Here is a 20782-nt window from a genome sequence, read left to right as displayed (position 1 = left end):
ACCTCTCCCCGTCGGGGAGAGGTGATTCCGAACGCCGACCGAACCGGGCTCCATCATGCTTGAGGGCTTTACGCTGCAGCCGATATCCCGGACGCCGCCTTGACGGCGTCGCGCGGCAGCGTCACGCGCACCACCGTGCCGACATCGATTTTGGAACGCAGCCGCATCGAACCGCCGTGGAGCTGCGCCAGCGAGCGGGCGATCGCGAGGCCCAGTCCCGAGCCGTGATAGGTCTTGGTGAGCTGGCTCTCGACCTGCTCGAAGGGGCGGCCGAGCCGCGCCAGCGAATGCGGCGCGATCCCGATGCCGGTGTCGGCGATCATCAGCACGATCCGGTCGTCGAGCTGCCGGCTGCGCACCACGACGCGTCCGCCGTCGGGCGTGAACTTCACCGCGTTGGACAACAGGTTGACGATGATCTGCTTGGTGGCGCGGCGGTCGGCGACGACGGAGATGGATTTGGCGATGTCGGCATCGAGCGTCAGGTGCTTGTCCTGTGCCCGGCCAGTGACGACGCGCAGGGATTCCGCCAGCGTCCGCGACAGGTCCAGCTCTTCCATGTCGAGCTTCATGCGGCCGGCCTCGATCTTGGACATGTCGAGGATGTCGTTGATGACCTCGAGCAAATAGTGGCCGCTGGTCAGGATGTCCTGGCAGTATTCCTGGTACTTCTCCGAACCGAGGTCGCCGAACATGCCCGAGCCCATGATCTCGGAGAAGCCGATGATCGCGTTGAGCGGCGTGCGCAGCTCGTGGCTCATATTGGCGAGGAATTTCGACTTGGTCTGGTTGGCTTCCTCGGCGCGAGTCTTCTCGCGCTGGTACTTTTCGGCCAGGTCGGCGAGCTCGATCGCTTGGCGTTCGAGCGCGGCCTGCGAGCGCTTGAGGTCGATGACGGTGGCGCGCAGGCGCAAATCGTTGTCGACCAGCTTCTGCTCGTGCTCCTTGATGCGGGTGATGTCGGTGCCGACCGAGACGTAGCCGCCGTCTTTGGTGCGCCGCTCGCTGATGTGCAGCCAGCTGCCGTCGTCGAGTTGTGCCTCGAAGGTGCGCGCGCCCGGGCCCTGGCTCGCGGTCTCGTTATGGCGGGTGCGCACCTCCGGCATGCGGCCGACTTCGAGCACGGTCTCGTAGGAGGTGCCGGGGATCACGGCGGTGTCGGGCAGCTTGTGCAGGCGCTGGAAGTGCGAGTTGCAGAGCACGAGGCGATCGCTCGCGTCCCACAGCACGAAGGCTTCCGGAATGGTCTCGATCGCGTCGCGCAGGCGAAGGTCGGCTTCCACCGTTCTCTCGGCGAGGCTCTTCTGCTCGGTGATGTCGACCGCGATCCCGATCAAGTGCACGCTGGAATCGGTGGCCCCGCGCGTCTTCTCGCAGCGGACGCGGAGCCAGATCCAGTGACCGTCGACGTGCTGCATGCGGAAGGTCTGGTCGATGTGATCGATCTTCTCGGAGATGAGCTGATCGGCGATCTCGAACAGATCAATATCGTCGGACTTCACCAGCGCGTTGACCTCGCCGAAGGTGAGGAGCTCGTTGCGGCCGTCGAGGCCGAGCATCGAGAACATTGACTGCGACCAGAAGATCCGGCCGCGCGACAGATCCCAGTCCCACAGTCCGCAGCGGCCGCGATTGAGCGCGGTGTCGATGCGGCCGCGCACGGCGTCGTTGATGAGGTCGCCTTCGCGGGCGCGGGTCGACTGCCAGTGAAAGGCAAAGCCCAGGATCAGGACGACGAAGCCGGTGGTCGCCGACAGCGTCACCGAGAGCGCGGCATCCGAGCCCCAAATCGGCTCGTCGCGTTCCTGGATCACCGTGACGAAGCCGGGCAGCGACTTGATCTGGCGCGAGGTCGCCATCGCGGCGTTGCCGTTCGGCAGCGTCATGTCGGCGACGTTGCCGTCGCGCGGGGGCGCCGCGAGCAGTTGCGCCGTCGTGATCGCGTCGAGCAGGCGGTCGTTGCCGGAAGGGTCGCTGTCGACCGGTACGCGGGCGAGGATGCGGCGGTCGATGCCGGTCGAGGCGACAATGATGTGGCGGCCCAAGGCCGTGCCCCAGGACGGAATGAGATCAGGCAGCAGCGTCGGCAGGCTCTCGATGTTCTTGAGCCGCTCCTGTCGCACGGAAGTGAGGCGGTCGATGCGTTCGGCGAGCAAATCGGCGAGCGCCGAGATGTCGTGCCGGATCACCAGCCGCTTCTGGCGCGTCTGGTCGACGACCTGCACGAACGCGCCGAGGCAGATCGTGATCAGGAAGGCGATGATGAGCGTCGGCACGGCGCGGCGCAGCGCCGGCTCCGCGATCAGCAGCCGGTGATAGGCAGGTTTCGCGATCGATTGCGCCAATCCCTTGATCGAATCGGATTGAACGCATGCGTTCGCGGCGTCTGCACGCGCCATGCCTTCGGCCCCCTGAAAACCTGCTTACGACGAGTGTCGAAAGCGGCCCCACGTCGCTTTCGAATCACACCGATTTGAATCCAGTTTTCGCGGGCTGTCGAGAGTCAACGAATCCTTAACGCGAAATTATTCTTATCCAACGCGCAGTTTGCGCATCGCTTGTCCGTAAAGTGACGTGCGCGACGGGTCCGAAACGAGAACGTGTGACTCTTCGCACGTGTGTCACGCACGCGGGGGCTCGGCGTGGCTGATCACGCGCTTCACGCTCGGGAAGGCGCGCCGCAATGCGCGCTCGATTGCGTCGACATGCTCGTGCACCTTGATCACGCTCATCGACGGAGTGGCGCGGCAGTGAAAGTTGACGATCTCGCCGGCCTCAGTGTTGCGGACGCGCACATTGTGGATGTCGTGGATCTCGCCCTCGCCAGCAAGCTCGGTCAACGCGGCGGCAATGGCCTGCACGCGCTCCGCGGGGGCGTCGACGCCGAACGGCAGTTCCGGTTCCAGCGGCTCGATATGGACGTCGACCTCGACGTCCTCGCCGAATTCCTCCTGGATGCTGCGCTCCAGCGTGTTGGCGACATCGTGGGCGGCCTCGAGCTGCATTTCGCCATCGACCTCGAGGTCGATGCCGACGATCAGCTTGGCGCCGAGGTCGTGCACCGTGACGTGGTGGATGGCGAGGCCGGAATTGCGCGCGATCACCATGATGCGGTCGCGTACGGTCTCGTTGTTGCGCGCGACGGGGACAGCCGTGAAGGTGAGGTCGGCGTCGCCGAACGCTCTGCTGACGGCGGCTTGCGCATTGCGCTTGATGTCCTCGACGCGGTCGATCGGATAGGTCCGCGGCACCTTTGCGATGGTATCGATGAAATAGGTTGCACCGACCATGCGCACGCGCAGCCGCTCGACGTCGATCACGCCGGGCACGCTGCGGATCGCGGCCGTGGCCTGCTCATGGGCGCCCTCCGGCGCGCGATCGACCAGCGTCTGCACGGTCGAGCCCGCCATGCGCAGGCCGAGAGCCGCGATCATCACGGCGACGGCGGCGGCCGCGGCCGCGTCACCCCACCAGAAACCGAGTCCGGCGAGGATCAAACCCACGATCACGGCAGATGAGCCCATCACGTCGGAGGCGAAATGCAGTGCGTCCGCGGCAAGCGCTTGGCTCCTGGTCTCCCGCGCAGCGCGGTGCAGCGCGCGGGCGCGCCAGAGATTGACGGCGATGTCGATCACCAGCACGACAAAGGGCACGGCCGAAATGGTCGGCGGCGGGGTTCCCTCCCGCAGCCGGCTATAGGCCTCGACCAGGATGCCGCCGGCGAGCACGTAGAGCAGGGCGGTGACGCCCAGCGCCGAGACGCTCTCGAGCTTGCCATGGCCATAATGGTGCTCCTCGTCGGCCGGCTTGTCGGACACCCGCACCACCGCCCAGGTGATGATGGTCGCGACCAGGTCGATCGAGGAATGCAGGGCCTCGGAGATCAGCGCCAGCGAGCCGATCGCAATTCCGACCACGAATTTGGCCGCCGCCATGCCGCCGCTGGCGAAGATCGAGATCGCGGCGACCGAGGTCTTGTTGTGCTGGGAGATCATGGCGGGGATTTAGCAGGGCGTGGGTGAACATCAAGCGACGATCCACAGCCGTAGTCGCAAGTGACTTGCAGGAGCGACGGCGATGTCATTCCGGGATGGTGACCAGACCCGAATCTCGAGATTTCAGGTTCGGTTCTTCAAGCGCTCCGGAATGACGGTTAAGGCACCGTCACGACGATCTTCCCGAGATGCTTGTTCGCCTCCATGTGCGCGAACGCCTGATCGATGTCGTCGAATGTGAACACCTTGTCGATCGGCAGTTGCAGTTTTCGCGACTCGACCGCGCCCCAGATGTCCTTGCGCACCTCCTCGAAGATCTCGCGGACCTCCTCGATGGTGCGGGTGCGGAAGGTGACGCCGACATAGTCGATGCGGCGCGCGGCGTGCAGGTCGAAGTTGAAGTCGGCATGGGTGCCGCCGAGCCGGCCGACATTGACGATGCGGCCCTTCACCTTCGTCGCGGCAAGATTCTGGTTCGCGACCTTGCCCGAGACCTGGTCGACGATGAGATCGACGCCTTCGCCGCCGGTCGCTTTCAGGACCTCGTCGACCCATTTCGGATCGGAGCTATCGACGGCCAGATCGGCGCCGTATTCCTTCAGCCGGCCGCGGCGAGTGGCGTCGGTCGACGAGCCGATTACGAGCTTGGCGCCCTTGAGCCTGGCGATCTGCAGCGCCATCAGACCGACGCCGGAGCTCGCGCCCTGAATCAGCACGCTCTGGCCCGCTTGCACGCCGCCGACGGTGACGACGGCATTGTGCATGGTCGCGAGCGCGACGGGGAGGGTGGCCGCCTCCTCGAAATTCATGTTCGAGGGCGCGTGGAACAGCCGGCCGTGATCGGCCAGCGTATATTCGGCAAATGCGGCACTGCCCGACCCCATGATGCGGTCGCCGATCTTGACGCCCTTCGCGTCCGGCCCGAGCTCGGCGACTTCGCCAGCCCATTCCATGCCGAGCACGGTGCCGACGCCGCCGGCTGCGCCGTGGGCATGACCCTTGCGCATGCCGGTATCGGCGCGGTTCAGGGCACAGGCGCGGACGCGGACCAGCACCTGCGTGCCCTTGGGCTTTGGTTGAGCGACGTCGGAAATCGTAGCGCCGTCACGACCGTAGACGTAAGCCTTCATGTCTTACACTCGCTTCTTACAGTGATTATTCCGCCGCTTCGTGTTGCCGCTGAACGATCATGCCCCCCAGCCGGCTGCGGATGATGGCTTCCGCCTCCCGCACGATGCGGGAGACCAGCTCGGCGCAGCTCGGGATGTCATGGATCAGGCCCTGCACCTGGCCGGCCGACCAGATGCCCTCGTCGGAATTACCCGTCGCGTAGACCATCTTGCCGCGGGCACCGGCGACGAGTTCGCGGATGTCCTCGAACTTGGCACCTTCCTTTTCCATGGCGACGACCTTGGTCGAGATCGCGTTCTTGGCCACGCGCGAGGTGTTGCGCATGGTGCGGAAGATCAGCTCGGTCTCGCGCTCGTCATTGGCGACGATCTTCTCCTTGATGAGCTGGTGGATCGGGCTCTCCTTGGTGGCCATGAAGCGGGTGCCCATGTTGATGCCGTCGGCGCCTAACGCCAGCGCGGCAACGAGGCCGCGCGCATCGGCAAAGCCGCCGGAGGCGATCATCGGAATCTTGATCTTGTTCGCGGCGGCCGGAATCAGGATCAGGCCGGGAGTGTCGTCCTCGCCCGGGTGGCCGGCGCATTCGAAGCCGTCGATCGAGACGGCATCGACGCCCATGCGTTCGGCCGAGAGCGCGTGACGGACGCTGGTGCATTTGTGCACGACCTTGACGCCGTGCTTCTTGAATTCGTCGACATGCTCCTGCGGCTTGTTGCCGGCGGTCTCGACCACCTTGATGCCGCTGTCGATGATGGCGGCACGGTATTCGGCATAAGGCGGCGGCTTGATCGCGGGCAGGATGGTGAGGTTGACGCCAAAGGGCTTGTCGGTGAGGTCGCGGCAACGCGCGATCTCCTTGGTCAAGTCTTCCGGCGTTGGTTGGGTCAGCGCCGTGATGAAGCCGAGCGCGCCGGCGTTGGCGACCGCGGCAACGAGCTCGGCGCGCCCGACCCATTGCATGCCGCCCTGGACGATCGGGTGCTCGACGCCGACGAGCTTAGTGAACCGTGTCTGCAACATGATGTTTCCCCCGTCGGTGTGGCGCTCTGGTCTCGCTTGATGGAGGGGAGGATGCCGCCCGGACCGGGAAATGTCTATTGTCGCGCCGTGCGGTGCAGGCGGGGCGATCATGCGACAGGTGAGGGGATTCCGTAGGGCGGATAATTGGGTCGCCGCTGCCGGACGGGGCGAAGAGCTAGTCCGCCGACAGCCGCACCATCTGGCGGCCGCCGTTCATTTCTTTGAGGCGGTTGACGAAGTTTTCCGGGCGCTGCCAGCGGTTGGGGACTTGCAATCCCATGAACTCGGCGATGTCGCCGATGAAGCCGGTGCAGTTAGTGGTCTCGGCGTTCCACACGGGCGAACTCGCCTGCAATTTCTTGATGTAGGCGAATACGCGCTTGGCGTCAGCCTCGTTCAGGTACACGCGATAGCTCGCGGTCAGATATTCCGGATCGAGATCGCCGTAGCTGGCGCCGGTCTCGGAGGGCACAAAGGTGATGTGGCCGAGCACGTAAGCAAGCGTGTCGCCGGCGGGTGTGAGGCCCGCGACCTCGACCGCGCGTTCGCTGGTCTTGCCGTACCAGACGAAGGCGTGGCCCCAGCTCGCGGCGGTTCTCGCCCGGAAGTCGACGTAGTACGGACCTTTCTCCGCACGCGCGACGGGACGCCGCGTCGCTTGCGGGGCCGGTCGCGATGTGGTGTCGGTCGTAGCAAGCGCGTTCGCATCGGCAACGCGCTTGTTCGCTTCATGGGCCGAGGCCGAGGGCATCGTGCATGCGATCATGGCCGCGAGCGCGAAGCCCGCGAGGATGCAGGATCCCGATCGACCAGATTTGTACGTCACGCTGTGCCCCTCGACTCTCGCCCGCTTACGCAGCTTCGTGTTGCGTGTCAGTAGCGCGCTGCGACCGGGCCGGGCGCCTTGCCGATCGGGGCCTTTCCAACCGGGCTCTTGCCGATCGGCATCTTGCCGATCGGAGCCTGCTCAGCCGGATAGGCCGGCACGGGCTGGCGGCGCGGCAGATCCGCAGCGTTCGCAGCCGTGACCAGAGCAAGCGTGGCACCGAGAGCAAATACAATCTTCTTCACAGTCATACCCCTAGAAGGTTAGTCCAAACACGGCGGCGCCGTGCCCCCAGACACGCCTCACAGAAGGGCGGCCGAATGCGTCCAAGTTGCGGCACGCGCGGGACATGTTGACGGCATATGTCGGGCGTACGCAGATGTGATGTGTACGGATGTTTTCGGGGTGTGTGACGGCCGAGGATTGGGCTGTCGCTGCGCTCATCCGGGCTGCGGCGCCGCGCCGGCAGCTACAGCCGAAACTCGTTCGTTAGCTCGCCGATGCCGTCGATCGCGACAGTCACGGTGTTCACCGGCTCCTTCATCACGCCGACGCCGACCGAAGTGCCGACGGCAATGAGGTCGCCGGGCAGCAGGGTCATGTCGTGGGAGATCCTGCTCACCAGTTGCTGAGCGCTGAAGATCATGTCGGAGATCGGATAGTTCTGCCGCTCCGCGCCGTTGAGGATAGTGCGGACCGTGAGCTTGGCCGGATCAAGGCCGGTGGCGATGACGGGCCCGAACGGGCCGTAATCGTCGATGCCCTTGGCGCGAGCCCATTGCGGGAAAGTGGAATCGCTGGTCAGGATGTCGTTGGCGGTGATGTCGTTGACGCAGGTGTAGCCGAAGATGAAGCTGTCCGCTTCGCCAGGGGAGACGCGGGCGCATATCCTGCCGATCACGATGCCGAGCTCGCCCTCATAGGTGGTCTTGCCGTCGTAGTAAGACGGGCGGCGGATCACGGCGCCAGGCGTCGTGATGCTGGTGGTGGCTTTCAGGAGATACAGCGGCTCCGGCGGCTCGGGCTGGTTGAGCTTGGCCGCGAGCGCATGGAAATTATTCCAGAGCGCGACGATCTTGCTGGGCGCGCAGGGCGCGAGCAGCTCCACATCCGACAGCGCCAGCATCTTGCCGGTGCTGGCGTTGCGGCCGAACATCTCGCCCTCATGCACGCTGATGCCTGATGGCGTCAGCGTGCCGAAGCCGGTCGTGCCGCCATGGCGGAAGCGCAGCCAGCGTTTCATCTCGCCCACCATCACGCCACCGCCAGTGCGCGCGGATCTGATGGTGCCGAGACGCCGTCATAGAGGCCGGCGATGCGCGCGCGCTGGGTCACCATCGCCAGCACCGAATCGAGCACGGGCGTGGCAACCCCGGTGAGGCGGCCCATCTCCTGCACCACGGTGACGAGCGGGTCGATCTCCATCGGGCGGCCGCGCTCCAGATCCTGGAGCATCGAGGTCTTGTGCGCGCCGACCTTGCGGGCGCCCTCGATGCGGCGCTCGACGTCGACGCGGAACGTGACGCCGAACGTCTCGGCGATGGCTTGCGTCTCCACCATGATCGCGCGCGACAATGCACGCGTCGCCGGATCGGTGCAGATCACGTCGAGCGTTGCATGGGTCAGGGCGCTGATCGGATTGAAGCAGACATTGCCCCACAGTTTGAGCCAGATCTCGTCGCGGATGCGGTCGAGCACCGGCGCCTTCAGCCCGGCCGCGACGAAGAGATCGGAGAGGCGCTGCACGTCCGGCGTGATCTCGCCGGAGGGCTCGCCGAGCGGGAAATTGTTGCCGTAGATGTGGCGGATCACGCCGGGCGCCTCGATCTCGGTGGCGGGATAGACGATGCAGCCGATGGCGCGCTCGGCGCCGATCTCGCGCCACTGCCGGCCGCCGGGATCGATGCTCTCTAGCGTCGAGTTCTCGTATTGGCCGCCGTGCTTGTAGAAATACCAGTAAGGGATGCCGTTGACGGCGGTGACGATGCGGGTGTGAGGCCCGAGCAGCGGCTGCATCTTTTCGATCACACCGGTGATCGAATGCGCCTTCAGCGTGATGATGATGTAGTCCTGCACGCCGAGCTCGGCGGGATCGTCGGTGCAGCGCGGATGCACGGTGTGCTGCTCCTCGCCCGCGAGCAGCGTCAGGCCGCGCTCGCGCATCGCGGCAAGGTGTGCGCCGCGTGCGACCAGGCTGACGTCGGCGCCCGCGCGCGCGAGCTGAACCCCGAGATAACCGCCGATCGCGCCGGCGCCGTAGATGCAGATTTTCATGAAGTCCTCGCGAGGAGCAGAAAGCCGGAATTTGGCACGAAAGATCCGGTCCGGCTCGGAAGGGTCCGAGCCGGGGCCGGCAGTCGCAGGGGGTGTGTGGAGGGCTCTAGGCTGCTTGCGGCGTAGAGTTGGTGGCCTCGTCCACGGCAGCGGCGATGTCGCGCATGCTGATGACCGAGACGAGGCTGTAGTCGTCGATGACGGGCAGATGGCGGATGTGATTCCGGTTCATCAAATGGCGGACGTGCTCGATCGTGTCCGAGGAGGTGCAGGACACGAGCTGCTGCACCGAGACCAGCTGCGAGACCTTGACGTTGATAGCATTGGCGCCGTGATCGGCGACTGCGCGCACCACGTCGCGCTCAGTGAACATGCCGACCGCAGTATTGCCTTCCGAGCGGACCACGTCCTTCACAACCAGTGCGCTGATATTGTTGGCGCGCATCAGCTTGGCGGCGATACCCACCGTTTCGTTCATTCGCACCGTGACAACGCGCGGCGTCTTCTTGCGCAGAATGTCTCCGACCAGCATTGCAACCTCCCTGGGTGAATGACCAGGTGAAGTGTGGTATACATAATGCCAATCGTCAAGCGCTGGATTTGGCTGATCCGAAAAATCTTGCGGCAGTAGTGCTGACGTTTGTAGGGCGCCAAAAAGAAAGGGGCGCATCGCTGCGCCCTTTTCCAGCCTCTAAGCCGTATGGTGGCTTATGCCGTCTCGGTCTTGGCATTGCCGGTCGCGGCCTCAATGCTCTCGGCTTCCTTGCCGAGGATGAAGGAGCGACGCAGCGGCTTGATCACGAACAGCGCCATCAGCGCCGCCGTCGCATTCAGCGCCACTGCCACCACGAACACGGCCTTCCAGCCATAGGCAGTCGAGATCACGCTCGCGAGCGGGACGAGCAGGGATGCCGTGCCCTTGGCGGTGTACAGCATGCCGTTGTTGGTGGTCGCGAATTTCGCGCCGAAGGTGTCGCCGCAGGTCGCAGGGAACAGCGAGTAGATCTCGCCGAACACGCCGAAATAGACCGCGGTGGCGAGCACGAACACGACGGGCACATGGCCATAGGCCGACAGCGCCAGCAGCATCAAAGCAGCGGTGCCGAAGGCGATGAACATGGTGGGCTCACGGCCGATCGTATCGGAGACCCAGCCGAAGAAGGGACGTCCGAAACCGTCGAAGATGCGGTCGAGCGAAATCGCGAAAGTCAAGGCCGCCATCTGGAAGCCGGCGAGCGTGACCGGCGTGTCGGCGATCTTGAAGTCGTGCGCGATCGGGGCGATCTGCGCCGCGGTCATCAGGCCGCCGGAGGCGACCATCACGAAGACGAGATACATCACCCAGAAAACAGGGGTCCGCAGCACCTGCGGCGGGGTGAAGTCGATCTTGGTCTGCGGCAGATTGAGCTGCTTCTTCTTTGGCGGAATCGAGATCCGCGGCGGTTGGATGAAGAAGGCGAGCACGAACACGATCAGACCCTGGCCGATGCCGAAGGTGAGGAAGGCGTGCTGATAACCGCTCGAGACGATCATGCTCGCGATTGGCACGACGGTAAGCGCGGCGCCGGCGCCGAAGCCGGCGGCGGTCGCGCCGGCTGCGAGCCCGCGGCGGTCGGGAAACCATTTCAGTGCGTTGCCGACACAGGTGCCGTACACCGCGCCCGCGCCCATGCCGCCGATGATCGCGGCGGCATAGAGCAGGGTAAGGCTATCGGCGTAGGAGTTGAGGATCCACGAGAGCGCGATCATCGCGCCGCCGAACATGACGACAATGCGTGGACCGTATTTGTCGACGAACCAGGCTTCGACTGGCACCAGCCAGGTCTCGGTGACGACGAAGATGGTGAACGCGAGCTGGATCGCGGCGCGCCCCCAATGGTGGGCCGCATCGATCGGATCGACGAACAACGTCCAGCCGTATTGCAGATTGGCGATCATCGCCATGCAGACGATGCCCATCACGAGCTGGAGCCAACGGAAACCGGTGCGAAGTGGCGCGGCCGTGACGGCGCCATCCGGGCTGGAAATCATCAAGAACCTCCCAAGGCGCCTGATTGGCTGCGACGCAGGATCGCAAGATGACCTGATGTCGCAAATATTGTGGCTTATCGTCGCAGGCGCGGGCCGAACATTGGTATACGATATTCCAGATTGCAAGCCCTAACTTGGCGCCACATTGAAGAATGCGCGAGGTTCCATCGTGATTTCTGGGGGGCATCGCGGGGGCCTTCGCACCAAACGAAAACGCCCGGCCGTGAGGCCGGGCGTCCTGCTGAGTGAATTGTAGCGGAGCGGGTCAGACGGTCGATTTCGCGACCACGACCTTGCGCCAGGGTTTCAGCACCGCGATTGCCAGCAATGAAGCCAGGATGTTGGCGCCGGCCGCAATGATGAACACGCTGTCCCAGGTGCCCGACGATTGCTGCATGTAGTTGGCGATCGGCACCAGCAGCGCGGCGGTGCCCTTCGCGGTGTAGAGCAGGCCGGCATTGGTGGTCGCGAACTTGGCGCCGAACGTGTCGGTGCAGGTCGAGGGGAACAGCGAGTAGATCTCACCCCAGGCGAAGAACACGAAGCCCGAGAGCAGCACGAACCAGATCGGATCGTGGCCCCAGAGGTAGAGCATCCAGATGCCGAACCCTTCCATGCCGAAGGCGATGAACATCGTGTTCTCGCGGCCGATCATGTCGGAGATCCAGCCGAAGAACGGACGCGTCAGGCCGTTGAGCACGCGGTCGATCGTCGCCGCGAACGTCACCGCCGTCATCGTCACCGCCATCAGCGTGACCGGCACGTTGTCGACCTTCCAGTCGGCTGCGATCGGCTTCAGGTTCGCCGTCACCATCAACCCGCCAGCGCCGACGATCACGAACATGAAGTACATCAGCCAGAACAGCGGCTGACGCAGCACCTCGGTCGGTTGATAGTTGCGGCGGGTCTGGAGCAGATTGGCGTTCGCCACCACGTTCGGCACCTGGCCCGCTTTCGGCGCCAGCAGGAAGAAGGCGAGGATGCAGATGATGATGCCTTGCCCGAGGCCGAAATAGAGGAAGGTGGTCTGAAATCCACTGTCCTTGATCATGGCCTGGATCGGCGCGACGGTCAGCGCAGAGCCTGCACCGAAGCCTGCGGCCGTGATACCCGCAGCAAGACCACGCTTGTCCGGAAACCACTTCAGCGCGTTGCCGACGCAGGTGCCGTAGACGCCGCCGGCGCCGATGCCCGCGATGATCATGCCGAGATAGTAGCCGTTGAGCGTGGTGGCCTGCGCGTTGATTGCCCAGCCGATGGCACAGAGCACGCCGCCGACCAGCACGACGATGCGCGGACCGTATTTGTCGACGAACCATCCCTCGACCGGCACGAGCCAGGTCTCGAACAAAACGAAGAGGGTGAACGCCCATTGGATCGAGGCGCGATCCCAGCCGAACGTCTTCTGGATGTCGGGGACGAAGAACGTCCAGCCGTATTGATAGTTGGCGATCATCACCATCGCGCCTACGCCGATGGCCAATTGCGCCCAGCGAAAAGCATCGCTTACACGTGTGACACTAGGGGCCGCTGCTGACTGCACCATGTCCGTCATTAAAACCCTCCCGAACGCGCCGATCATTTTTTATGCATGCGCTGGCTCGCATCCTGGTATTCATTATGCCAAGATTCAAGCTAGGGACTGAGGGTGCGGCGAAATATCGCGGGCTTGCTCACATGCGCCTTGGCTGCGGGATTGTAAAGGCTGAATTGCTGCCGGCGTGCCGGGGGGCCTAGCGGTTGTGCCATTCAAACCATTGATTCAACGGCCGATTTCTGCAACGCGGCGAGCCGCAAGCACGCTGTGAAAAAGCCCGTGCCCTCGGCACACGACCACTTGTGCGCTGTTCGCACACAGCGCCGTCCGGTGGGTCGGTGACTGCAAATGGTGGAATTGCTTATCCCAGAAGGTCTGGAGGGCTTCGCACGGCCGCGCGCGGAGATCGCGCGTCACACCATCGACGTCCGCAGCCGGCTGTAGCCTTCCTGGATCGCGGACCAGAACAGGGCGACCAGACCGAGCGCCATGATGGTGCTGACGAGGCCGTTGGAGAAGAACACGCCGAGCGATCCTTGCGATCCCAACAGCGATTGGCGGAAGGCTTCCTCTGCCTTGTCGCCGAGCACGATGGCGAGCACCAGCGGTGCGAGCGGGTAGTTGCACTTCTTCAGGAGGTAGCCCAGCACGCCGAACACCAGCATCAGCATCACGTCGAAGGTGCTGTTGTGCACCGAATAGGCGCCGATCGCGCAGAGCACCAGGATGAGCGGCGCGATGATGCCGAAGGGCACGCGGAGGATCGCGGCGAAGATCGGCACGCAGGTGAGCACGACGATGAGGCCGGCGAGATTGCCGAGATACATCGAGGCGATCAGGCCCCAGACGAATTCCTTCTGCTCGACGAACAGCATGGGGCCGGGCTGCAGGCCCCAGATCAACAATCCGCCGAGCAGGACGGCGGCGGTCGGGGAGCCCGGCACGCCGAGCGAGAGCATCGGCAGCAGCGCCGAGGTGCCCGCGGCATGGGCGGCCGTCTCGGGCGCGATCACGCCCTCGATCTCGCCCTTGCCGAAATTGTTGCCGCGTCGCGCCAGGCGCTTGGCGATGCCGTAGCTCATGAAGGAGGCCGGCGTTGCGCCGGCGGGCGTGACGCCCATCCAGCACCCGATCAGGCAGGAGCGCAGCGAGGTCATCCAATAGGCGGGTAATTCCCGCCAGGTCTGAAGCACGACCCGAAGATTGATGGTGGCGTTGCCGCCTCGGAAAGCCAGTCCTTCCTCCATGGTCAGCAGGATCTCGCCGATACCGAACAGGCCGATCACGGCGATCAGGAAGTCGAATCCGTTGAGCAGTTCGGTGACGCCGAAGGTCAGCCGCAACTGGCCCGTGATCGAATCGAGGCCGACCGCCGCGAGCGCAAAGCCCATCATCATCGCCGCGATGGTCTTGAACGGCGGCTCCTTGCTGAGGCCAACGAAGCTGCAGAAGGCGAGGAAGTACACCGCGAACTTCTCCGCCGGACCGAATCGCAGCGCGAAGCCCGCGACGAGGGGCGCGACCAGCGTGATCATGATGACCGCAAACAGCGCGCCCACGAAGGAGGAGGTGAAGGCGGCGGTCAGGGCCTCACCGGGTTTGCCCTGTTGCGCCATCGGATAACCGTCGAAGGTGGTCGCCACCGACCAGGGCTCGCCGGGTATGTTGAACAGGATCGAGGTGATGGCGCCGCCGAACAATGCGCCCCAATAGATACAGGACAGCATGATGATCGCCGACGTCGGCGGCATGCTGAAGGTCAGGGGAAGGAGGATCGCAACGCCATTGGCGCCGCCGAGCCCCGGCAGCACGCCGATGATGACTCCGAGCGTGATGCCGATGATCATCAGCATCATATTGTAGGGCTGCAGGGCGACCGCGAAGCCGTGAAACAGGTTGGCCAACTCTTCCATATCGATACGTCCTGCAGCAATGATTGCGTGACGGCGCAGCTCTTACAAACCAAGCCATTCCTCGAGCGGGCCCTTGGGAAGCGGGACCAGGAACCAGCGCTCGAAAACGAGATAGGTCACGACCGGCATGCCGATCGCCACCGCGATGGTCGTGAGCCAGCGATAACCGCCGAGCCAGCGCATGAACCAGGCGATGAAGATCATCGAGGCGACGTAGAGGCCGATGAACGGCATCGAGCCGACATAGATCGCCGTGGGCACGACGACGCTCATGACCTGGCGAAGCTGTCCCCATTCTGCAAACAGCCGGCCGTCGTCGTGGCGCTGCGCGCTCCAGAGATTGATGGCGCTTGCGCCGACGATGGCGGCGCCGACATAGAAGGGGAAGAAGCCGGCACGCGGGCCCTCCGCGCCCCAGTTGATGCCGGCCTTCAGGCTGCCGAAGATCACGACCAGCCCGAAGACGCCGATCAACAGCGCCATGCCGATTTCCAGCGTCTTGTGTGCGGGGCCGGATTCGGATCCGGATCGTTCAGTCATGGGACCTCCAGGCGGACGCAGTCTTGCGCGGTCGCGGCAGATGGAGGACGACCCAGCGTCCTCAGCCGTCGATGTCGCGGGTCAGTTCCCCGATGCGAGGAAGCCGGCTTCCTTCATCAAGCCTTCGTGGCGCTTCTCCTCGGCCTCGACCCACTTCGCGTATTCGGCTCCGGTCAGGAACGTCGTGTTGAAGGCGCCGCTCTTCATGAAATCCTGCCATTCCGGCGTGGCGCGGACCTTCTTGAACAGCTCGACGTAGTATTCGATCTGATCCTTCGTGGCCTTGGGCGACATGAAGATGCCGCGCAGCATGAGATATTCCATCGCCAGGCCCTGCGACTTGCAGGTCGGAATATCCTTCCAGGCCTTGCCGTCGGCGATCGGCTCGTCATAGGCCATCGGCTGAGCGTCGAAGACGCAGAGCGGACGGAGCTTGCCGCCGCGCCATTGCGCGACCGCCTCGATCGGATTGTTGACCGTCGAATCGACGTGATTGCCGACGAGCTGAACGGCGACTTCGCCGCCGCCCTTGTAGGGGATGTAGGTGAATTTTGCGTCGATTGCCTTCTCGATGCCGACGGTGATGATCTGGTCTTCCTGCTTGGAGCCGGTGCCGCCCATCTTGAATGAGCCGCTCGGGGCTTTCTTCACGGCGTCGACGTAGTCCTTGACGGTGTTGTACGGTTTCTCGGCATTCACCCACAGCACGAATTCGTCGAGCGCCAACATCGCCACCGGGGTCAAATCCTTCCAGTTGAACGGAATCCCCGTTGCCAGCGGCGTCGTGAACAGGTTCGACAGCGTGATGATGATCTTGTGCGGATTGCCCGACGACGTCTTCACATCGAGGAAGCCCTCGCCACCCGCGCCGCCGGCCTTGTTGATGACGACGAGCGGCTGCTTCATCAGACTGTGCTTGGTGACGATGCCCTGGATGGTGCGTGCCATCTGATCGGCGCCGCCGCCGGTGCCCGCGGGCACGATGAATTCGACCGGACGGACTGGCTCCCAGGCAGCACGGCTTGCGGTGCTGTTGGCGCACGACATCGCGATTGCCGCCAAAGCGACATTCAGAACGAATGGCCTCATCTTGTTTCTCTCCCTGTCGAATCCTCAACGCAGCCGATCTTTGTCGGCTTGCGTCAGCCCATCTCGATTCAGATGCCTGGGGTCACCCTTGCGGTCGATCTCCCATGGCAGTCCGGTAGAAACTCTATGAGTAGGGACAACGCGCGGCATCCGCTCCTTTCGGCTAAGGCTCCGCCAACGCTCGCGGCAGGTGTGCCCCTCGGCCGCCCCGCCCTGCGGTGACTGTTTCCCCTCTTAGGCCTTTGATTACTCAATCGTTCGGGCGATGGTATGCGAGATGCCAGTAGACAAACAATCTGATCGGCGGGTCCCACCGGCGGACCAATCGTCGCAGTTGTGGTCGCGAGCCAGGGCGCGCGCAAAACGAAAAAATGGCCCCGACATGCGAGGCCATTTGATCAAACGTAGGGTCTGCGAAGTCTGCCATCCCGCCGTTCGGCAGGCGGGCAGGGCCTTCTTACAGGCCGAAACGGGGCAGGTCGCCGTTGTGATTCGAAATCTTGGCGCTCGCCATCAGGAGGCTGTCGATTGCGGCCATCAGGCGGGCGAACAGCGAGGAGGAGGGAGCCAGAGCAACGGAAGCAGTCTTGGACATCGGAAATCCCTTTCTTGAGAACAGTCAGCCTTGCTGTCTCATTTGAGGGCAATCTATGTATACCAAATACCACTGTCTATGGTCTTGGTTGCATAGCAGTACGCAACCTTTCGCATTGCAACATAAATGCTGAATTAACGGAGCCGTTTCGGAAATAAAATTGCTGGTGCGGCGGAGCAGATGGGTCGTTCCAGTGCCGAAGGTGCGAAAAGCTGGCTAAATCATCCCGGATCGCGCGTGATCTTGCAGCGATGGGACGCCAAGTTCCGGCCGCACTGCAACGGTGGGTCTTGGCACGGCCATGCAAAGCCGTTAGAGGTCCGCCCCCTTATCCAATCATCCGTCAGAGTGGTTCATGTCGAGCGCCTCGCCCGCCGTCTCGATCGGCATCGATTTTGGAACCAGCAATACGGTCGTCGCGCTCGCGGCGGACGACCGCCGGGTCGAGGCCATCCGCTTCGACCATGGCGGACAGCGCCACAGCGTCTACGTATCGGCGCTGTGCTTCTGGGAGGATCGGCCGGGAGCCGGCGCCCAGGCCGAGGGCGGTCCATGGGCGATCGAGCAGTTTCTCGAAGGGCGCCACGTCTATCGCTTCCTCCAGTCGTTCAAGACGTTTGCGGCGAGCTCCAGCTTCAACACCACCCAGGTGTTCCGCCAGCGTTACAAGTTCGAGGATATTTTGGCGGCGTTCCTGCGGACGCTGGCGCGCCACGGCGGGGACCGGTTCGGCTTCGAGGCCGCAAACATCACGGTCGGCCGCCCCGTCCGCTTTGCCGGCGGCAATCCCGACGAGGCGCTGGCGATGCAGCGCTATCGCGCCGCGTTCGAGCGCTTAGGTGCCGGCCACGCGCGCTACGTCTATGAGCCCGTGGGCGCGGCGTTCTCCTTCGCCCGCCGGCTGGAGCGGGATGCCACCGTGCTGGTTGCGGATTTCGGCGGCGGCACCAGCGACTTTTCCGTGATGCGTTTCTCGCGCAAAGGCGGCAGCCTTCGCGCCGAGCCGCTGGGACACGCCGGCATCGGCATTGCGGGCGACACGTTCGACTATCGCATTGTCGACCATGTCGTCTCGCCGCGGCTCGGCAAAGGTTCCAGCTTCCGCTCGTTCGACAAGGTGCTGCCGGTCCCCAGCGGCCACTACACCAACCTCGCTCGCTGGCACCAGCTCGCGATGATGAAGAGCAACGGCGATTTGCGCGAGCTGCGCGAGCTTGCGCGCACCGCGCTGAAGCCGGCTCTGCTCGAGGATTTCATCATCATCGTCGATCTCGACCTCGGCTTTTCGCTGTACCGCGCGGTGTCCGACGCCAAGGTGGCGCTGTCGGCGCAGGACGAGGTGGACTTCCGTTTTGGAGGCGGCGGGGTCGACATCGGCGCGGCCATCACACGGAAAAATTTCGAATCTTGGATTGCCGACGATATCGCCCGGTTAGGGGCCACCGTCGACAAGGTGCTGGGCGAGGCAGGCATTACCGGGCGCGAGGTGGAGAAGGTATTTTTGACCGGCGGCACGTCCTTCGTGCCGGCTGTCCGAAAGCTGTTCGCCGAGCGTTTCGGTAACGAACGGCTGATGTCGGGCGACCAGTTCGAGTCGATCGCGTATGGTCTCGCGCTGATCGGACACAGCCCCAACCCCGACAGATGGACCGCCGGCGGCGGCCTTGAATCGAGGGCGGGCGCGTAATTCGCAATCGATCGGATCTGCCTCGCAGGCAGCCGCAGCTCAATTGGGCTCCGTAGATATCTGCAGACTCGATCTGAGTTGTTCTCTCGGAGAGTTCATTCTACGTCATTGCGAGCGCAGCGAAGCAATCCAGAGTCCCTCGGCAGAACGATTCTGGATTGCTTCGCGGAGCCTGTCGTCGGGCCGCGCTTTCGCGCGGACCCGTTGGCTCGCAATGACGATGCGGGGAAATCTGCGGATTTGGTCGAACAGATCGCCCCGCTGCGTCAAACGCGGACCGGCTATTGGTTGATCTCGGGCTCGACGAGCCGTGCCAGGTTGCGCAGCGATTCCTGCCAGCCGAGATAACAGGCCTCCGGCGGGATGACGTCGGGGATGCCGGCCTGCGTGATGTCGACTTCGGTGCCGACCGAGACCTTCTTCAGGATCACGGTGACCTGGATCTCACCCGGCAGGTTAGGATCGTCGAACCTGTCGGTGTAGCGGAGGCGTTCGCCCGGGACGAGCTCGATATATTCGCCGCCAAACGAATGGCTGTTGCCCGTCGTGAAATTCCGGAACGACATCTTGAACGTGCCCCCGACCTTGGGCTCGAAATGATGCACGGTACAGGTGAAGCCGTTCGGCGGAAGCCATTTCGCCATCGCGTCGGCCTCCAGGAAGGCGCGATAGACTTTCTCCGGGCTGGTGGCCAAGACGCGGTGCAGACGGACAGTGCTGGGCATGATTGTTATCCTCAGTGAATTAATGGGCCCGAGTTTGGCGTCTATGGCCCATTCATGTCACGAGGACGACGGGGAGGCTGCCGATCCGACACGGCTTTGCAGATTTTTGTTAGGCGTCGGTGCCTGCGATGGTCCGCGCGCCGGCCCGGCCAATCAGGCTTGGCGTGTCTTGTCCGCCTTGGTCTTCGATGCCAGAACCGGAAGGACGTCCCCCATGCTCAAAGGCTGACCGTTGGGGAAGCCGGACATCCTCAGGCTCGAAAAATGCGTGGTCCCGTCGACCGGAGACACATAGGCGAACTTGACCTCGATCTTGTGCTTGATTTCGTAGCCCTGCCATTTCGGGTGTTCGCGCGTCAGGATTTCGGCCTGGTCACAGCGAAGCAGATCGGAGGTCGACGTCGTCTTGGAGAGAATGCCGCGCTCGACCTTCTCCAGGTAGCACTGATCGGTCACGGCGCTGACGCGCGCATCGACGCGTTGAAAATTCGCCTTCTTGTCGTACTGGTCGTAGGCAGCAAAACCGGCGATGCCGACGGCGATCAAACCGAATACCAACAGACGCATGCTCGTGCTCCCGTTTGTGGCAGGTTGAAGCGCCAGACATTAAGGGCAGCTAAATCCGGTCAAGACGGTCTTCAGGAACAGAAAACGCTTCTTTGCGACCAACGCAGCCAGTTGACTTAAATTGATGCGATGCGAGTTAGATGAACTCTCAAAATGGGCCCCATCCGCGATGAGGAATCGGTTCGGGCCTAGAACCGCCGCGCCGGAGGAACGCGGAGCGCGCCGGCTTGTTGTTCGCGATCAGGACGGGAGATAGATCAATGATAAAGAAGCTCTTAGTGAGTACGATGATCGCCTCGATGATGGGAACCGCAGCACTGGCGCAACCGAGTCAGAGCCAGCAGGGCGCGCAGGCCGGAGTGGCCGGAACAAGCGATACCACCAAGAAAACGGCTAAATCGAAGGGTGGGATGACGACGGGCACGTCTTCCAGCACGACCGACAGTTCAGGCACCAGCACTCCAGGTGGCCAGTCCACAAAGAAGAGCGGCGCGCGGAAGTGATAGAGTTGAAAGCCCTCCAAACTAGCGAGGGCTTCTTGGTTTCAGCGGTCTCCCTATAGTCTACGAGGGAGCGCGAACCGCAATTCGAAGGACTCGCTGGGAGGAGCCCGATGGGCTGCGTGCGGCGTCCACGAGGCCAACGGGCCGACCGCCACTCACTTCGCCCGTCGTAGAATTCAAGCTGCGCGTGCCGTTGCGAAGGACCGGCGGCCCGCCCAAAACATGAATGCAGCCATTGCGCCGATGCCGATTAGTCGTCCGTGAAGAACCTCCAAGCGGTTGATCAAGAATCAGTTTTCGGGGCGAGAAGGTCTTGGGGATTGCAAACTTTCGGGCTTTGACGGCCCAA

General features: G+C 63.5%; 19 protein-coding genes. 2 read left to right on the top strand and 17 right to left on the bottom strand.

The window, feature by feature from the left end; all coding sequences use genetic code 11:
* Positions 1–68: 68 nt before the first annotated feature.
* The 15 genes from IVA92_RS16730 to IVA92_RS16660 form a co-directional block, all read right to left on the bottom strand.
* The gene (locus IVA92_RS16730; protein WP_247275842.1) at positions 69–2399 is read right to left on the bottom strand and encodes a PAS domain-containing sensor histidine kinase; all 2331 of its coding nucleotides are present in this window, start codon (positions 2397–2399) and stop codon (positions 69–71) included.
* A 222-nt stretch (positions 2400–2621) separates the two neighbouring features.
* Positions 2622–3995, bottom strand: coding sequence for a cation-efflux pump (locus IVA92_RS16725; RefSeq protein ID WP_247275841.1), 1374 nt, complete (start codon positions 3993–3995; stop codon positions 2622–2624).
* 158 nt (positions 3996–4153) lie between these two features.
* Positions 4154–5125: a zinc-binding dehydrogenase gene (locus tag IVA92_RS16720; RefSeq protein ID WP_247275840.1), complete on the bottom strand. Its 972-nt coding sequence runs from the start codon at positions 5123–5125 to the stop codon at positions 4154–4156.
* Between the two features lie 25 nt (positions 5126–5150).
* Positions 5151–6146 carry a nitronate monooxygenase family protein gene (locus IVA92_RS16715; RefSeq protein WP_247275839.1) on the bottom strand — a complete coding sequence of 332 codons (996 nt, stop codon included), beginning with the start codon at positions 6144–6146 and terminating at the stop codon, positions 5151–5153.
* A 175-nt stretch (positions 6147–6321) separates the two neighbouring features.
* The gene (locus IVA92_RS16710) at positions 6322–6972 is read right to left on the bottom strand and encodes a hypothetical protein (protein ID WP_247275838.1); all 651 of its coding nucleotides are present in this window, start codon (positions 6970–6972) and stop codon (positions 6322–6324) included.
* 47 nt (positions 6973–7019) lie between these two features.
* Entirely contained in the window at positions 7020–7223 is a 204-nt protein-coding gene (locus IVA92_RS16705) for a hypothetical protein (RefSeq protein ID WP_124161485.1), read from the bottom strand.
* 218 nt (positions 7224–7441) lie between these two features.
* Positions 7442–8215 carry a fumarylacetoacetate hydrolase family protein gene (locus tag IVA92_RS16700; RefSeq protein WP_247275837.1) on the bottom strand — a complete coding sequence of 258 codons (774 nt, stop codon included), beginning with the start codon at positions 8213–8215 and terminating at the stop codon, positions 7442–7444.
* 11 nt (positions 8216–8226) lie between these two features.
* A complete protein-coding gene (locus tag IVA92_RS16695; RefSeq protein ID WP_247275836.1) occupies positions 8227–9246 on the bottom strand; it encodes a 2-dehydropantoate 2-reductase in 1020 nt (339 codons plus the stop codon).
* Between the two features lie 106 nt (positions 9247–9352).
* Complete coding sequence (locus tag IVA92_RS16690; RefSeq protein ID WP_247275835.1) at positions 9353–9778, bottom strand: CBS domain-containing protein; 426 nt, start codon at positions 9776–9778, stop codon at positions 9353–9355.
* A 176-nt stretch (positions 9779–9954) separates the two neighbouring features.
* Positions 9955–11277 (bottom strand): oxalate/formate MFS antiporter, encoded by a 1323-nt coding sequence (oxlT, locus tag IVA92_RS16685; protein ID WP_247275834.1) that lies wholly within the window; start codon positions 11275–11277, stop codon positions 9955–9957.
* Between the two features lie 265 nt (positions 11278–11542).
* Positions 11543–12832, bottom strand: a complete 1290-nt coding sequence (oxlT, locus tag IVA92_RS16680) for an oxalate/formate MFS antiporter (RefSeq protein ID WP_247275833.1) — start codon at positions 12830–12832, stop codon at positions 11543–11545.
* A 395-nt stretch (positions 12833–13227) separates the two neighbouring features.
* Positions 13228–14727 (bottom strand): tripartite tricarboxylate transporter permease, encoded by a 1500-nt coding sequence (locus IVA92_RS16675; RefSeq protein ID WP_247275832.1) that lies wholly within the window; start codon positions 14725–14727, stop codon positions 13228–13230.
* Positions 14728–14769: 42 nt separating this feature from the next.
* On the bottom strand, positions 14770–15267 hold the full coding sequence (locus IVA92_RS16670; RefSeq protein ID WP_247275831.1) for a tripartite tricarboxylate transporter TctB family protein: 498 nt from the start codon (positions 15265–15267) through the stop codon (positions 14770–14772).
* 81 nt (positions 15268–15348) lie between these two features.
* Positions 15349–16314: a tripartite tricarboxylate transporter substrate-binding protein gene (locus IVA92_RS16665; protein ID WP_247275888.1), complete on the bottom strand. Its 966-nt coding sequence runs from the start codon at positions 16312–16314 to the stop codon at positions 15349–15351.
* Positions 16315–16813: 499 nt separating this feature from the next.
* Positions 16814–16951 carry a hypothetical protein gene (locus IVA92_RS16660; RefSeq protein ID WP_247275830.1) on the bottom strand — a complete coding sequence of 46 codons (138 nt, stop codon included), beginning with the start codon at positions 16949–16951 and terminating at the stop codon, positions 16814–16816.
* A 355-nt stretch (positions 16952–17306) separates the two neighbouring features.
* On the opposite strand from IVA92_RS16660, the gene IVA92_RS16655 reads away from it, so the two are divergent.
* Positions 17307–18638: an Hsp70 family protein gene (locus IVA92_RS16655; RefSeq protein ID WP_247275829.1), complete on the top strand. Its 1332-nt coding sequence runs from the start codon at positions 17307–17309 to the stop codon at positions 18636–18638.
* A 281-nt stretch (positions 18639–18919) separates the two neighbouring features.
* Here IVA92_RS16655 and IVA92_RS16650 read toward each other — a convergent pair whose 3' ends face one another.
* Together IVA92_RS16650 and IVA92_RS16645 are read right to left on the bottom strand one after the other, a co-directional pair.
* Positions 18920–19363 carry an SRPBCC family protein gene (locus tag IVA92_RS16650; protein ID WP_247275828.1) on the bottom strand — a complete coding sequence of 148 codons (444 nt, stop codon included), beginning with the start codon at positions 19361–19363 and terminating at the stop codon, positions 18920–18922.
* A 153-nt stretch (positions 19364–19516) separates the two neighbouring features.
* Positions 19517–19930, bottom strand: coding sequence for a hypothetical protein (locus tag IVA92_RS16645; protein WP_247275827.1), 414 nt, complete (start codon positions 19928–19930; stop codon positions 19517–19519).
* 260 nt (positions 19931–20190) lie between these two features.
* Here IVA92_RS16645 and IVA92_RS16640 point away from each other — a divergent pair, with 260 nt between their 5' ends.
* The gene (locus IVA92_RS16640; RefSeq protein ID WP_247275826.1) at positions 20191–20433 is read left to right on the top strand and encodes a hypothetical protein; all 243 of its coding nucleotides are present in this window, start codon (positions 20191–20193) and stop codon (positions 20431–20433) included.
* Positions 20434–20782: the final 349 nt, after the last annotated feature.

Source organism: Bradyrhizobium sp. 154 (genome assembly GCF_023073875.1).
Taxonomy (GTDB): Bacteria; Pseudomonadota; Alphaproteobacteria; order Rhizobiales; family Xanthobacteraceae; genus Bradyrhizobium.
This window is presented reverse-complemented; position numbering and strand designations above follow the sequence as displayed.